This window comes from Candidatus Nitrospira neuquenensis (assembly GCF_979578155.1).
The window spans coordinates 182050-195708 of the sequence record NZ_CEFZDU010000035.1; the positions used below are offsets into that span (position 1 = coordinate 182050).

Sequence of the window (13659 nt, forward strand, 5' to 3'; positions counted from 1 at the left end):
CGCCGCACGATCGAAACCCGCCGCAATCTCCTCCGCTTTCGCCGGCGGCCCCGCCGCCGCGCATGGCATATCGGTTGCAGAGTCGCCTGGCCGTCATCGCCTTCGATCCACCGACGACCCGCGGAAGGAGCCTTGCCATGGCCGACACCACAGCAGGCGCCCAGGCGCCCGCGCTCCCCGCCCCGAAGGGGCTGTCGAAGAAAACCCTCCTCATCGCCGGAGCGGCGGTGCTCGCGCTCGCGGCGGGTGCCGGCGCCTTCCTGGCCCTGAAGGGCGGGAAGGAGAAGCCGGCCGAGGCGCCCGCCGCCGAGGAGCACGCGGCGGCCGCAGGAGAGGCCGCCGGCCACGGCGCCGCGAAGGAGGCCGGCACCCTCTACGACCTCGACTCCTTCATCGTCAACCTGGCGGATACGCCCGAGGCCCGCTACCTCAAGCTCACGCTGAAGCTGGAGCTGGAACGGCCGGAGGTCGCGGCCGACCTGGCGGCGCGGGTGCCGCAGGTCCGCGACGCGGTCCTGATCCTGCTCACCAGCAAGGATTCGACGAGCCTGCGGAGCACGCAGGGCAAGTTCCAGCTCCGCGACGAGATCACGCATCGGGTCAACACCGCGCTGCCGAAGGGCGGCGTGCGGACGGTCTATTTCACGGAATTCGTCGTTCAGTAGGGGCGTGCGCCGCGGGCGCGAGGCATGGAGAAAATTCTCTCTCAGGACGAGGTCGACGCGCTGCTCAAGGGCGTGGTGTCCGGCGAGGTGGACACGGCGCCGCCGGCGGAGGAGCCGTCGGGCATCCGGTCCTACGACCTGATCAATCAGGAGCGGATCTTCCGGGGCCGGATGCCGACCCTGGAGATGATCAACGACCGGTTCGCCCGGCTGCAGGCCGTCTCCTGGGGCGCGACGCTGCGCAAGATGATCGACTTCGCCGTCGTGGGCACGCAGGTGATCAAGTTCAGCGAGTTCCTGAAGAAGATCCCGGTGCCCTCGTCGCTCACGGTCTTTCAGATCGACCCCCTGCGCGGCCACGGGCTCTTCGTGATGGACGCGATGGTCGTCTATCTGGTGGTGGACCACTTCTTCGGCGGCAACGGGCTTTTCCACGTGAAGCCGGAGGGGCGCGAGTTCACGCCCGTGCAGCAGCGGATCATCCGGAGCGTCGCCGGCCAGTCGCTGCGCGACCTGGAGAAGGCCTGGCAGCCCGTCCTCCCCGTCCAGATCAAGCTCTCCCGGTCGGAGAGCAACCCGCAATTCGCGATGATCGTCTCGCTCTCGGAGATCGTGGTCGCGGTCACGTTGCGCGTGCAGATCGGCGAGGCCGGGCGGGACCTCTTCCTGGCCTACCCCTACGCGATGCTGGAGCCCATCAAGGAGAAGCTCTACTCCGGCTTCTTCTCCGACCGCATGGAGGAGAACGTCGGCTGGGGCCGCCGGTTCAAGGAGGAACTGCAAGACTGCCGCGTCAATACGACGGTCCAGTTCGGGACGGCGACCGTCAGCGTCCGCGACGTGTTGCAGTTCGCGCCCGGCGCCGTCCTCCTCCTCGACCAGGGCCCCGGCGATCCGCTGACTTGCTTCGTGGAGGGCATCCCCAAGTTCCAGGGCAGCGCCGGGGTGATGAAGGGGAGCCGGGTCTTTCGCGTGGACCGCCGGGTGCCGTAGGCGCCGGCCGAAGGAGGAGGGACGACGTGGCGCAACCGGATATCGTGCCGACCGAGAGCGAGCTGCCGGAGATGCGGGCCGCCGCCGTGCCGGAGCCGGAGCCGGCGGGCCAGCCGGCCCTGCCGGGCAACCTCGACCTCCTGCTGGACATCCCCATGCAGGTGTCCGTGCAGCTCGGCTCGGCGCGGATGCTCATCCGCGACCTCCTGCAGCTCGGGCAGGGGTCGGTCATCGAGCTGGAGAAGCAGGCGGGGGAGCCGATGGAGGTGCTGGTGAACAACCGCCTGGTGGCGCGCGGCGAGGTCGTCGTCGTGAACGAGAAGTTCGGCGTGCGCCTCACCGACGTCGTCAGCGCGGCCGAACGGGTGCAGCAGTTGAAGTGAGCCGGAAGGGGTGAGGGGTAAGGGGCGAGGGGGCTTCCCCTCGCGCCTGACGCCTCACGCCGCACGGATTTGGGAACGATGGATCTCTGGGACAGCCTCTTACGGATGGCCTCCGCGCTGGCCGTGGTCCTGGGCCTGATGGCGCTCTGCGCGGCGGCGGGGCGCCGGTGGCTCGGGCGGCTCGGGGCGGGGGCCGACGCGCCGCTGGTGCGGGTGCTCGGCGCGGGCTCGCTCGGGTCCCGTCGCGAGCTGATCGTCGTGGCCGTCGCGGGGGAGGTGCTCCTGCTGGGCGCGACGGCGGGGAACCTCGTGCCCCTCGGCCGGATCCGCGACCCCGAGCGCGTCGCGCGCCTGCTGGGGGCGCCGGCGCGCGCCCGGGTGCCCGGGGAGGTCGCGTGAGCCGCGCGTGCGCGGCGGAGCGGACGGGGCGGCGGGGCGTCGCGGCCGCGGCGGGCCTGGCGGCCTGGCTCGCCGCCGCGGGCGCCGCCTGGGCGGGCGGCCCCTCGCTCACGCTGGACCTGGGCGGCGGGCCCGGCGCGACCGCGACGGTCGTCCAGGTCCTGATCCTCCTGACGGTCCTGTCCCTGGCCCCCGCCTTCTTCATCATGGTCACGGCGTTCACCCGCATCGTCATCGTCCTGTCCTTCCTCAGGCAGGCGATCGGCACGCCCCAGGCGCCGCCGAACCAGGTGCTGATCAGCCTGGCCCTCTTCCTGACCTTCTTCATCATGGCGCCGGTCTGGGACCGGGTGTACCAGGGCGCCCTGCAGCCCTACATGGCCGAGCAGATCACGCACGAGGAGGCCCTCACCCGCGGCCTCGAGCCGGTCCGCGCCTTCATGCTCCGCCAGGTGCGGGAGAAGGACCTGGGCCTGTTCGTGGAGCTGTCCGGCCGGCCGGCGCCGGCGCGGCCCGAGGACCTGCCGACGCACGTCGTCATCCCGGCCTTCGTGCTGAGCGAGCTGCGGATCGCCTTCCAGATCGGGTTCCTGATCTACATCCCCTTTCTGGTCGTGGACATGGTCGTCGCGAGCGTCCTGATGTCCATGGGAATGATGCTGCTGCCGCCCGTCGCGATCTCGCTCCCGTTCAAGCTGATCCTGTTCGTGCTCGCGGACGGCTGGTACCTGGTCGTCGGCTCGATGGTGCGGAGCTTTCACTGAAAGCGACGCCCGGTGAACATTCCGTCATTCCGGCGAAGGCCGGAATCCAGCGTTCGGACTGGGCCCCGGCTTCCCCGGGACGCTCCGAAGGGACGCGGAGGAGACCATGACGCCGGAGCTGGTGGTCGAGATGGGGCGGCGCGCGGTGGAGACGATGTTGCTCGTGTCCGCGCCGATGCTGGGGTTGAGCCTGGTCGTCGGGCTGGCCGTCAGCCTGTTCCAGGCCATGACCCAGATCAACGAGGCGACGTTGACCTTCGTGCCCAAGATCCTCGCCGTCGTGGCGGTGGTGCTCCTGTTCTTCCCCTGGATGCTGGGGGTCCTGGTCAGCTTCACGGTCGCCACGCTGGCCGGCATCCCGGAGCTCGCGCGATGACCCACGCGCTGGTCCTCCCGTTGCCGCAGATCCAGGGCCTGCTCGTGGTCCTCACGCGCGTCGGCGGCATCATGGCCGCCTGGCCGGTCCTGGGCGGACGGATGGTACCGCCGCGGGTCAAGGCGGGCCTGGCGCTGGCCCTGGCCCTCGTGCTGCTGCCCTCCGTGGGACCGTCGGCGCTCCCGGAGCAGGGGCCGCGGCTGGTCGCCGGGCTCGTGGCCGAGTTCCTGACGGGGCTGGTGATCGGGCTGGCGGCGCGGACGCTGTTCGCGGGCATCGAGCTGGCGGGGGACATGATGGGCGCGCAGATGGGCCTGGGCGTCGTGCAGCTTTTCGACCCGGCCTCCGCCCAACCGACGGGGATCGTGGGCCAGTACTACCAGCTCGTCGCCTCGCTGGTGTTCCTCTCGCTCGACGGGCACCTGCTCGTCGTGCAGGCGGTCGCCTGGAGCTTCACGGCGGTGCCGCCCTTCGGCGCGCGGATGTCCGCCGCTCTGGCGGAGGACGTGCTGCGCGTCACCGCCGGCCTCTTCCTCGTGGCGCTCAAGCTCGCCGCGCCGGTCATGGCGACGCTGCTCCTGGTCAACCTGGTCCTGGCGGCGATCGGGCGGGCCGTGACCCAGATCAACGTCTTCCTCCTGAGCTTCCCCGTCACGATCGGCGCCGGGTTCCTCGTCGTGGGGGCGGCGCTGCCCTTCGCGGCCGGGCTGTTCGAGGCCGAGGTCCTCCGCTTCCACGAGGCGGTCCTCGGCCTGCTGCGGGTGCTGGGTCATGGCTGAGCAGGCGGAGCTGCGCACCGAGCGGGCGACGGCCCGCCGGAAGAAGGAGGCGCGGGAGCGCGGGCAGGTCGCGGTCAGCCGCGACGTGCCGGCGGCCGCCGTGCTGCTGGCCGGCCTCGCCGGGCTTACCGCCTTCGCCGGGGACGGCCTGGCCGCGCTGGCCGACCTGATGCGCCGACGGCTGGTCCAGGCCGTCGAGGTCGGCGCCGGGACGGAGATCGGGCCGGATTTGCTCTCCGAGCTGCTGCTCGGCGTCGGACGCGAGACGCTCGCGCTGACCCTGCCGCTGCTCGTGGGGCTGGCGGCGGTGGGCGCGGGCTCGTTCCTCGTCCAGACCGGCTGGCTCTGGACCGGTAGGGGCCTCACCCCCGACCCGTCGCGGCTCGACCCGATCGCCGGCCTCGGCCGCCTCATCTCCTGGCGGGCGGCGGTCGAGTTGCTCAAGTCCGTCCTCAAGGTGCTCGCGATCGCCGGCGTCGCCTACGCCGCCGTCCGGGCGGACCTCCCGCGCCTGGCCGAGCTGGGGACCTACGCCGTCGCCGACCTGCCGGCGGCGACGGCGGCGCTGGCCGCCCGGGCCGGGCTCTGGATCGGGCTGGCCGTGGCGGCGCTCGCGGCCGCGGACTACGGCTACCAGCGCTTCGAGTGGGAGCGGGGGTTGCGGATGACGAAGGAGGAGGTCAAGCGGGAGCACCGGGAGATGGAAGGCGACCCGATGCTCCGCGCGCGGGTGCGCGGCGTGCAGCGGGAGATGGCCCGCAAGCGGATGATGGCGGCCGTGCCCAAGGCGGACGTCGTCGTCACGAACCCGACCCACCTGGCGGTCGCGCTCCGGTACGACGAGCGGACGATGGCGGCGCCCAAGGTCGTGGCCAAGGGCTCGGGCTTCCTGGCCGAGCGCATCAAGGCGGTCGCGGCCGAGCACGGCGTGCCGGTCATGGAGGAGAAGCTCCTCGCCCGCTCGCTCTACCAGCTCGTGGAGGTCGGCGGCGAGGTGCCGGCGGACCTCTACCGCGCGGTCGCGGAGATCCTCGCGCTGGTGTACCGGGCGAAAGGCAGGGTGCCCAGGGGCTGAAGGGCGGAAGTGCAAGTGACACGTAGCAAGTGGCAAGCGACGAGTCGCGAGTGACCAGCCGATGAGCGTCCAGCAACGGACATGGCCGGGGACCGCCTGGGTGCGCCAGCCCGACGTCCTCATGTCGGTCGGGGTCGTGGGCGTCCTGATGATCATGCTGCTGCCGCTCCCCCGGCTGCTGCTCGACCTGCTGCTGGCCTTCAACATCACGCTCGCCCTCCTCGTCCTGCTGGTCGGCATGCAGATCAAGCGGCCGCTGGAGTTCTCGGTCTTCCCCTCCGTCCTGCTCATGCTCACGCTGCTGCGCCTGTCGCTGAACATCGCCTCCACCCGGCTGATCCTCCTGCACGGCAACGAGGGGCCGGCCGCGGCGGGCGAGGTGATCCGCGCCTTCGGGAGCTTCGTCGTCGGGGGCAACTTCACGGTCGGGCTCGTCGTGTTCGCGATCCTCGTCGTCATCAATTTCGTCGTCGTGACCAAGGGCGCAGGCCGGATCTCGGAGGTGGCCGCCCGCTTCACCCTGGACGCGATGCCGGGCAAGCAGATGAGCATCGACGCCGACCTGAACGCGGGCCTGATCAACGACGCGGAGGCGCGTCGCCGCCGACGCGAGATCGCCCAGGAGGCGGATTTCTACGGCGCGATGGACGGCGCGAGCAAGTTCGTCCGCGGCGACGCGGTGGCGGCGGTCGTCATCATCCTCGTGAACATCGTCGGCGGCCTGACGATCGGCGTCCTCCAGCAGGGGATGAGCGCGGCGGCCGCGGCGGCGAACTACACGCTCCTGACCGTCGGCGAGGGGCTGGCGGCCCAGGTGCCGGCGCTGATCGTCTCGACGGCCGCCGGCATGGTGGTCACGCGGGCCGCGTCGGACACGAGCCTGGGCGAGGACATCGCCCGGCAGGTGTTCCTCTCCCCGAAGGTCCTCTGGACGGTGGCGGGCGTGCTGCTGGGCCTGGGCCTCGTCCCGGGCCTGCCGCACGCGGCCTTTCTCGCGCTGGGCGGCCTGGCGGGCTGGTCGGCCTGGGAGATGGCGAAGCGGGAGGACGAGCGGGCCGCGGCGGCGCTCGCGGCCCCGGCGGCCAAGGCCCCGGAGCCGGTCCCGGCCCTCGCGCCGCTGGACCTGATGGAGATCCAGGTCGGCTACGGCTTGATCGGCCTCGTGGACGGCGAGAGGGGCGGACTGCTGCTGGAGCGGATCAAGGGGCTCCGCCGGCAGACGGCGGCGGACATGGGCTTCATGGTCCCGCCCGTGCACATCCGCGACAACCTGCAGTTGCGGCCGAACGAGTACGCGATCCTGCTCAAGGGCGTGGAGCTGGTCAAGAGCGAGGTCCTGCCCGGCCACGTGCTCGCGATCAACCCGGGGACCGCCGACGTCCGGTCGGTGCCGGGCATCCCGACCAAGGAGCCGGCCTTCGGCCTGCCCGCCCTCTGGGTGCCGGAAGCCGAGCGGGACCGGGCCCAGGCGGCGGGCTGGACGGTCGTGGACGCGAGCTCGGTCATCACGACGCACCTGGGCGAGCTCATCAAGCGCCACGCCCACGAGCTGATCGGCCGGCAGGAGGTCCAGGCGCTGCTGGATGAGTTGGGCCGCACCCACCCGAAGCTGGTCGAGGAGCTGATCCCCGCGCTGCTGCCGCTCGGCGCCGTCGTGCGCGTGCTGGCCGGCCTGCTGCGGGAGCGGGTGCCGGTGCGCGACCTGCGGACGATCCTGGAGGCGGTGGCCGACCAGGCGGCCGCGACGAAGGACCCCGAGTTGCTCATCGAGGCGGCCCGCCAGGCGCTCGGCCGGGCGATCACTCGTCAGTACCAGGCGCCGGACGGCACGCTCCCCGTGATCAACCTGGACCCGCGCCTGGACCGTCGGCTGGCCGAGCAGGCGGCGGCCGCCGGCGGGATATGGACGCCGGAGCCGGCCGTCGCGCAGAAGCTGCTCGTCGGGCTGCGGCAGGCGGTGGAGCGGGTGGCCGCGCAGGGCCGGCAGCCGGTCCTGCTCTGCTCGCCCGCGCTGCGCCGCCACCTGCGGCGGCTGACGGAGCGGTTCCTGCCCTCGCTGCCGGTGCTCGCCGTCACCGAGGTGGAGGCGGCGGCGAAGGTCAAGGCGTTGGAGACGGTGCGGGTCGCCGACGAGCGTGCAGAGGCGCGGGCGGAGGCGCGATGAAGGTCAAGACGTTCCAGGCCCTGACCATCCAGGAGGCGCTCCGGGCCGTCAAGGCGGAGCTGGGCCCGGACGCCGTGATCCTCTCCACGCGGGAGGTCCGCGGGGGCGCCTCGCTGTTCGGCCTGTTCGGACGGCCGATGGTCGAGGTCTGTGCCGCGGTGGACGTGGAGACGGCCGAGACGCCGCGGTTCGAGCGGGAGCTTTGGCGGTCCGCGGCGGCGCCGGCGGCCCGGCCGGCGCCGCCGCCCGCCGCGCCGGCCGGGCCCGATCGCGACTGGGCGGCCTGCCGAGCGGAGCTGTCCCGCATCCGGGAGCTGCTGGAATCGTCGGGTGGGGCGTCCCGGGGCGCCGCCACGCTCCCGCCGCCGCTCCAGGCGGCGCGGGACCGGCTCGTGCGCGCCGGGCTCGCCGCCGGCACGGCGCTCGAGCTCCTGGCCCGCCTGCCGGCCGGGCTCGCGGGCCGGACCGGGGCCGAGGACGCGCTGCGCCGTCTGCTCGTGCGGGAGACGAGGACCGGCGGACCGCTCTTGGAGCTCGGCGACTGGAAGAAGACCGTCATGCTGGTCGGCCCGACCGGCGTGGGCAAGACGACGACGATCGCCAAGCTCGCGGCGCACTACCACGGCCGGGAAAAGCGCGCCGTTTCCCTGGTCACGCTGGACACCTACCGCCTGGCCGCGGTCGAGCAGCTCCGCCTCTACGCGAAGGCGATCGGCGTGCCGCTGCAGGTCGCGCTGACGCGGGAGGAACTGCTGGCCTTCCTGCGGCGCCGCTCGGGGACGGAGCTGATCCTGATCGACACGCCGGGGCGGAGCCCGCTGGACGCCGCCGGCATGGAGGAGCTGCGCCGCACGGTGGCGATGGAGCAGCCGCTGGAGACCCATCTGGTGCTCGCGGCGACCACGCGCGACGAGGACCTGCAGGAAGCGGTGGACCGCTACGCGGCGCTGCCGATCAACCGGCTGCTCTTCACGAAGCTGGACGAGACGACGAGGTTCGGCGCGCCCTTCGAGCTCATGCGGCGGACGGGCTGGCCCCTGTCCTACCTGAGCACCGGCCAGAAGGTGCCCGACGACTTGCAGGTGGCGACGCCCGAGCGGGTCGCGGGCCTCCTGCTCGGGGAGGGGGCGCGGGTGCTGCGGCCGGCGGCGCCCGAGCGGACCGGTGAGCCCAGGCCGGCCGAAGGAGGGACGCGGTGGAAGAGGTCATGACGGCGGCGGGGGCGGCGACCGGCGCCCTCGCGCTCCGCGGTCCGCGGGTGATCGCGGTCACCAGCGGGAAGGGCGGGGTCGGGAAGACGAACGTGACGGCGAACCTGGCCCTCGCGCTCGCGCGCCGGGGGCGGCGCGTGCTCGTGCTGGACGCGGACCTGGGATTGGGCAACGTCGACGTGCTGCTCGGCCTCGTGCCGCGCGCCACGCTGGCCGACGTGCTGCGCGGCGATCGGCGGCTGGCGGACATCCTCGTGGAGGGGCCCGGCGGCATCCGCATCCTTCCCGCCTGCTCGGGGCTCCAGGAGCTGACCGCGCTGCGGGAGGACCAGCGGCTCGCGTTGCGCGACGAGCTGGACGAGGCGGCCGGGGAAGCCGACGTGCTGCTGATCGACACGGGGGCGGGCATCTCCGCCAACGTGCTGTTCTTCGCCGGCCTGGCGGGCGACATCCTGGTCGTCGCCTCGCCGGAGCCGACCGCGATGGCCGACGCCTACGCGCTGATGAAGGTGCTGTCCCGGCGGGAGGTCGGCCGGCGCTTCCGCCTGCTGGTGAACCTGGCCGCGAGCCCCCGTGAAGGCCTGGAGGTCCATCGCCGGCTCGGCCTGGTCGCCGACCGGTTCCTGGACATCGCGATCGAGTACGTCGGCGCCGTGCCCGCCGACGACCACGTCCGCCTGGCGGTCGCCCGGCAGAAGGCCGTCGTGGACCTGTTTCCCAAGGCGCCGGCCAGCGTCGCGTTCGACCGGCTGGCCGCGGCCGTCGCGGGATGGCCGGGGGCGGCGCCCGCGGCGATGCGCGCGGCGGGCCGGGCCGGTAACGAATAGGGGGGAGCCCATGCGCGACACGCTGTCCGAGCGGGGTGTCACGGCGACGGCGAGCGAGGCCGAACGCGAGCGGATCATCCGGGAGTTCGCACCCGTCATCAAGGCGATGGCGCATCGGCTGGCCTTCCGGCTGCCCGCGCACCTGGACGCCCAGGACCTGATCTCGGCGGGGGTCATCGGCCTGATGGACGCCCTGACCAAGTACGATCCGGCGCGCGAGGCCAAGTTCAAGACCTACGCCGAGTTCCGGATCCGGGGGGCGATGCTCGACGAGATCCGCGCCATGGACTGGGTACCGCGCTCCGTCCACGAGCGCATCGCGCAGCTCCAGAAGGCGCAGCACGCGGCCGAGAAGCGGCTGGGCCGCCCGCCGACGGACGAGGAGCTGGCGCAGGAGCTCCACCTCTCCGTCGAGGAGCTGCTCGATTTCCTCACCCGCTCGCAGGGCGCGGTCCTGCTGAGCATCGAAGACCTGGGCGTCCAGGACGACGCTCCCGCCATCATCCGGTCGCTGATCGACACCCGGCACCCGGACCCCCTTGCGATGGTCGTCTCGGAGGACATCCGCCGGACGCTGGCCCGGGCGATCGCCGAGCTGCCCGAGAAGGAGCGGCTGGTGCTCACCCTCTACTATTACGAAGAGCTCACGATGAAGGAGATCGGCGGGATTCTCAAGGTGACCGAGTCGCGCGTCTGCCAGATCCACGCCAAGGCGATCCTCAAGCTGAAGGAGAAGGTTCGGGACCTGCGCTGACGATCGCGCGGCTCCCGTTGCCGCCGGTTCTGCTCCGTTGCGCGCGCGGCGCGGCGCGGCCGCGCCCCCGCCTCAAGTGCCGCCCTTCCCGGTCCGACAAGAGGGACAGCCCTCGGCGATGCCGTCCGGTCGCCGTCGGCCGTGGGGCCGGGGGAGCGCGCATGCCGGAAAAACGGGAGCGGAAGGTCGGAAGCCGTCCGGGGCGGGCGCGCGGCGGGACGGCGCAACCGGATCGGGCTGCCTGCCGGACGGCGGCGGGCGGCCTCTGGAGGAGCCGCCAGCGGTACCGCCTCCTCGTCGAGACCCTCGCCGAGGGCGTCCTCTGCACGGACGAGCACGGGACCATCGTCGAGTTCAACCAGGCGGCGGGCCGCCTGTTCGGCTACCAGCGCCACGAGGTGCTCGGCCGGCCGTCCACCCTGCTCTTGCCCGAGCGCTTGCGGGCGGCCCATCCGGCCGGGTTCGCGGGGGGCGTGGAGGCGGGCGCGCCGGACCACCCGGCCGGGCGGCGCGTGGAGCTGGCGGGCCTGACCAAGAGCGGCCGCGAGTGGCCCGTCGAGGTGTCGCTCTCGTGGTTCGAGACGGGCGGGCGCCGCTACTGGACCGGCGTCGTGCGCGACCTGAGCGAGCCCAAGCGCCTCGCTGCGGCGCTGCGGGACGCGACGGCGGAGCTGGCACGGGTGAACGAGGCCCTGCGGCTCGAGATCGACGAGCGCCGGCGCGCGGAGGACTGCCTCAACAGCCTCGCCCACTACGACCCGCTCACCGGCCTCCCCAACCGCCGCCTCTTCGCGGAGCTGCTGTCGCAGTCGCTCGCCCGCGCGCGGCGGACGGGGCGCCAGGTGGCGCTCCTGTTCCTGGACCTGGACCGGTTCAAGCTCATCAACGACACGCTGGGGCACGGAATCGGCGACCAGCTCCTGAAGGCCGTCGCCAACCGGCTCACCGCGGCGCTGCGGGCGAGCGACCTCGTCTGCCGGCTCGGCGGGGACGAGTTCACGGTGATCCTGGAGGACGTGGCCTCCTCCGAAGACGTCGCGCGCATCGCGCAGAAGCTGCTGGACGCGATCGCCCTGCCCTTCACGCTCGGTGGGCACGAGGTCTTCACCGCGGGCAGCATCGGGATCGCGATGTTCCCCTCGGACAGCGAGGACCGCGATGCGCTCATCAACGGCGCCGATACGGCCATGTACGCGGCCAAGGGCCACGGCGGCGCCTTCCAGTTCTACTCGACGGACATGAACGCGCGGGCCTTCGAGCGGCTCACGTTGGAGACCGGCCTGCGGCACGCGCTGGCACGGGGGGAGTTCCAGCTCTTCTACCAGCCGCTGGTGGACTTCGAGAGCGGCGCCGTGGTGGGCGTGGAGGCGCTGCTGCGGTGGCGGCACCCCGAGCGGGGGCTGCTCTCGCCGGACCGGTTCATCGGCCTGGCGGAGGAGACCGGCCTGATCCTGCCCATCGGCGAGTGGGTGCTGCGGACCGCCTGCACCCAGGCGCGGGCCTGGCAGCGGGAGGGCTTTCCCGGCCTGCGCATGGCGGTCAACCTCTCGCGCCGGCAGCTCCAGCAGAAGAACCTCGTGGAGACCGTCGCCCGCATCCTGGAGGACGCGGAGCTGGACCCGCGGTCGCTGGAGCTGGAGCTGACCGAGAGCCAGTTGATCCAGGACGCGGACCGGGCCGTGCCCATGCTCCGGGAGCTGCACCGGATGGGCATCCGGATCTCGATCGACGACTTCGGCTCGGAGTATTCCTCGCTGGGCTACTTGAAACGGCTCCCGATCACCACGCTGAAGATCGACGAGTCCTTCGTGCGCGACATCGCGACCAGCGGCAGCGACGCCTCGATCGCGCGGGCCATCATCACGCTGGCCCACTGCCTGAACCTGAACGTGATCGCCGAAGGCGTCGAGACCGAGGGGCAGGCGGCGCTCCTGCGGTCGCAGCGGTGTAACGAGATGCAGGGGTACTACTTCAGCCGGCCCGTGGACGCCAAAACGTTCCGGGCGCTGCTCCGTGACGGGGCGGCCATCCCGGTCGGTCGCGGGGCGGCGGCGCGCTGATCACGGCGGGGGTCGCGCGCCGGGAGCCATCGCCCGCCCTTCTCTTCCCCCTGTCCCCCCTCCCACGCGGCAAATTGTTCCCGAGCCCTGCCGAGAGTGCCTAACGGGCCGGCCGGCGGCGCCGCCGTGGCGGCGCCGCCGCGGCGCATGTCTGGGCCGGCACGCCGGTTCGGAGCCCGTTTGCGCGGTCCACGGCCCTGGCACGCGCGTTGCTCACCCTCGCGGCCGACACCGATTCCGCCGCGGGGGGCTCGCCGTGGACCGAGGCATCTATACCATCCTGTCGGGCGCGCTGGCGCAGGAACATCGCATCGAGGTCCTGAGCAACAACGTCGCGAACCTCAAGACCACCGGCTTCAAGCGTGTGGACCCGACCTTCCAGTCCTTCGTCGTCGTCGGGCCGCCGTCCCTCCCCCCGCCGGTCGCCGTGGGCGGGGTCGGGGGGCCGGCGGCGCCGGCCGGTCTGCGGGAGAAGGTCTTCGTCGCCCCCCGCGACCTGCGGGTGGACCACGGCGGCGGGGTGCGGCGCGAGACCAAGCATCCCTTCGACTTGGCGATCGAGGGGCCGGGCTTCTTCGAGATCAAGACGGCGGAGGGCCTCCGCTACACGCGCAACGGCATGTTCCACCTCGACCGGACCCGCCGCCTCGTCACCGAGTCCGGCGATCCCGTCATGGGCGACAAGGGCGAGATCGCGCTCAAGGCCGGCGAGGTCGCCGTCCGGGACGGCGGCCTCATCCTGGTGGACGGGACGGAGGTCGCGCGGGTCAAGGTCGTGGACTTTCCCGACCCGCGCCGGCTGGTCCGGCTGGGCAACGGCCTCTTCGCGGGCGCCGATCCGAAGCCGGTCAAGGACCCGACGGTTTCCGCCGGCCACCTGGAGGACTCCAACGTGAACGCCTTCGTGGAGATGGCGAAGCTGATCGAGGTCATGCGCGCCTACGAGTTCTCCCAGAAGGTGCTCCAGACCTACGACCGGGTCGCGGAGACGGCGATCCAGGATCTGGGGAGGGTGGCGTGACGGGTCGTCGCTCCGTCATTCCGGCGTCATCTCGAGATTCGTCATTCCGGCGGAAGCCGGAATCCAGATGGACCCCGGCATGCGCCGGGGCGACGGACAGGGCCCCGGCATGCGCCGGGGCGACGGACAGGGCCCCGGCGGTCCTTCCTCTTCATCCGTCATTCCGGCGGAAGCCGGAATCCAGATGG

Annotated in this window: 14 protein-coding genes; all 14 read left to right on the plus strand. The window is 72.5% G+C overall.

The genetic code is table 11. The annotated features are described in order from the left end of the window. The first annotated feature begins 137 nt into the window (after positions 1–137). The 14 genes from AC1U7O_RS14120 to AC1U7O_RS14185 all read left to right on the plus strand — a co-directional run bounded on the left by AC1U7O_RS14120 (position 138) and on the right by AC1U7O_RS14185 (position 13471). The gene (locus AC1U7O_RS14120) at positions 138–665 is read left to right on the plus strand and encodes a flagellar basal body-associated FliL family protein (RefSeq protein ID WP_479895462.1); all 528 of its coding nucleotides are present in this window, start codon (positions 138–140) and stop codon (positions 663–665) included. A 24-nt stretch (positions 666–689) separates the two neighbouring features. Next, positions 690–1658 carry a flagellar motor switch protein FliM gene (gene fliM, locus AC1U7O_RS14125; RefSeq protein WP_479895463.1) on the plus strand — a complete coding sequence of 323 codons (969 nt, stop codon included), beginning with the start codon at positions 690–692 and terminating at the stop codon, positions 1656–1658. A 71-nt stretch (positions 1659–1729) separates the two neighbouring features. After that, complete coding sequence (gene fliN, locus AC1U7O_RS14130) at positions 1730–2041, plus strand: flagellar motor switch protein FliN (protein ID WP_479895480.1); 312 nt, start codon at positions 1730–1732, stop codon at positions 2039–2041. A 78-nt stretch (positions 2042–2119) separates the two neighbouring features. Further along, entirely contained in the window at positions 2120–2440 is a 321-nt protein-coding gene (locus AC1U7O_RS14135; protein WP_479895464.1) for a FliO/MopB family protein, read from the plus strand. After that, complete coding sequence (gene fliP, locus AC1U7O_RS14140; RefSeq protein WP_479895465.1) at positions 2437–3204, plus strand: flagellar type III secretion system pore protein FliP; 768 nt, start codon at positions 2437–2439, stop codon at positions 3202–3204. Before AC1U7O_RS14135 ends, fliP begins: the two co-directional genes overlap by 4 nt. 106 nt (positions 3205–3310) lie before the next feature. Further along, positions 3311–3580, plus strand: a complete 270-nt coding sequence (fliQ, locus tag AC1U7O_RS14145; RefSeq protein WP_479895466.1) for a flagellar biosynthesis protein FliQ — start codon at positions 3311–3313, stop codon at positions 3578–3580. Then, positions 3577–4359 carry a flagellar biosynthetic protein FliR gene (gene fliR, locus AC1U7O_RS14150; RefSeq protein ID WP_479895467.1) on the plus strand — a complete coding sequence of 261 codons (783 nt, stop codon included), beginning with the start codon at positions 3577–3579 and terminating at the stop codon, positions 4357–4359. The genes fliQ and fliR overlap by 4 nt, the downstream gene beginning before the upstream one ends. Next, positions 4352–5434, plus strand: a complete 1083-nt coding sequence (flhB, locus tag AC1U7O_RS14155) for a flagellar biosynthesis protein FlhB (RefSeq protein ID WP_479895468.1) — start codon at positions 4352–4354, stop codon at positions 5432–5434. Before fliR ends, flhB begins: the two co-directional genes overlap by 8 nt. 61 nt (positions 5435–5495) lie before the next feature. After that, a complete protein-coding gene (flhA, locus tag AC1U7O_RS14160; RefSeq protein ID WP_479895469.1) occupies positions 5496–7598 on the plus strand; it encodes a flagellar biosynthesis protein FlhA in 2103 nt (700 codons plus the stop codon). Then, entirely contained in the window at positions 7595–8809 is a 1215-nt protein-coding gene (gene flhF, locus AC1U7O_RS14165) for a flagellar biosynthesis GTPase FlhF (protein ID WP_479895470.1), read from the plus strand. The genes flhA and flhF overlap by 4 nt, the downstream gene beginning before the upstream one ends. Further along, on the plus strand, positions 8794–9636 hold the full coding sequence (locus tag AC1U7O_RS14170; RefSeq protein WP_479895471.1) for a MinD/ParA family protein: 843 nt from the start codon (positions 8794–8796) through the stop codon (positions 9634–9636). Before flhF ends, AC1U7O_RS14170 begins: the two co-directional genes overlap by 16 nt. Positions 9637–9646: 10 nt before the next feature. Next, positions 9647–10390, plus strand: a complete 744-nt coding sequence (locus AC1U7O_RS14175) for a sigma-70 family RNA polymerase sigma factor (protein WP_479895472.1) — start codon at positions 9647–9649, stop codon at positions 10388–10390. 161 nt (positions 10391–10551) lie between these two features. Beyond that, positions 10552–12450, plus strand: a complete 1899-nt coding sequence (locus tag AC1U7O_RS14180) for a putative bifunctional diguanylate cyclase/phosphodiesterase (protein ID WP_479895473.1) — start codon at positions 10552–10554, stop codon at positions 12448–12450. A 256-nt stretch (positions 12451–12706) separates the two neighbouring features. Further along, on the plus strand, positions 12707–13471 hold the full coding sequence (locus AC1U7O_RS14185; protein WP_479895475.1) for a flagellar hook-basal body protein: 765 nt from the start codon (positions 12707–12709) through the stop codon (positions 13469–13471). Positions 13472–13659: the final 188 nt, after the last annotated feature.

Coding starts and splice junctions, on each gene's coding strand:
- AC1U7O_RS14120 (WP_479895462.1), top strand. CDS start 138: ATGGCCGACACCACAGCAGGCGCCCAGGCGCCCGCGCTCCCCGCCCCG.
- fliM (WP_479895463.1), top strand. CDS start 690: ATGGAGAAAATTCTCTCTCAGGACGAGGTCGACGCGCTGCTCAAGGGC.
- fliN (WP_479895480.1), top strand. CDS start 1,730: ATGCGGGCCGCCGCCGTGCCGGAGCCGGAGCCGGCGGGCCAGCCGGCC.
- AC1U7O_RS14135 (WP_479895464.1), top strand. CDS start 2,120: ATGGATCTCTGGGACAGCCTCTTACGGATGGCCTCCGCGCTGGCCGTG.
- fliQ (WP_479895466.1), top strand. CDS start 3,311: ATGACGCCGGAGCTGGTGGTCGAGATGGGGCGGCGCGCGGTGGAGACG.
- fliR (WP_479895467.1), top strand. CDS start 3,577: ATGACCCACGCGCTGGTCCTCCCGTTGCCGCAGATCCAGGGCCTGCTC.
- flhB (WP_479895468.1), top strand. CDS start 4,352: ATGGCTGAGCAGGCGGAGCTGCGCACCGAGCGGGCGACGGCCCGCCGG.
- flhA (WP_479895469.1), top strand. CDS start 5,496: ATGAGCGTCCAGCAACGGACATGGCCGGGGACCGCCTGGGTGCGCCAG.
- flhF (WP_479895470.1), top strand. CDS start 7,595: ATGAAGGTCAAGACGTTCCAGGCCCTGACCATCCAGGAGGCGCTCCGG.
- AC1U7O_RS14175 (WP_479895472.1), top strand. CDS start 9,647: ATGCGCGACACGCTGTCCGAGCGGGGTGTCACGGCGACGGCGAGCGAG.
- AC1U7O_RS14180 (WP_479895473.1), top strand. CDS start 10,552: ATGCCGGAAAAACGGGAGCGGAAGGTCGGAAGCCGTCCGGGGCGGGCG.